Consider the following 240-nt stretch of genomic DNA (forward strand, 5'->3'; position numbering starts at 1 on the left):
GTGACGACGGGCGCCGTCCAGCACACGTTGCTGTTCGGTCTCGACTATCAGCGCTCGATGCTGGGCGACACAGAGGGCAATTCCGTCCTCGGCACGGTCGATCTGTATAACCCGAACTTCTCGTCGCTGCCGACACAGCAAGCGAACACGCGCCTCGACTATTCGTTGAGCACGGTCGGCGTCTATGCGCAGGACGAGGCGCGCTGGCGCAACTGGGTGCTGACGTTCGGCGTTCGTGAG

1 protein-coding gene is annotated in these 240 nt (G+C 62.9%); it reads left to right on the forward strand.

From position 1 onward, the window contains the following. Positions 1 to 240: TonB-dependent receptor domain-containing protein (locus SB822_RS60520; RefSeq protein ID WP_410859576.1), on the forward strand; the 240-nt coding region annotated here is incomplete at both ends.

The sequence above is a fragment of the Paraburkholderia sp. SIMBA_054 genome, assembly GCF_046534875.1.
In the GTDB taxonomy this organism is placed as follows: Bacteria; Pseudomonadota; Gammaproteobacteria; order Burkholderiales; family Burkholderiaceae; genus Paraburkholderia; species Paraburkholderia hospita.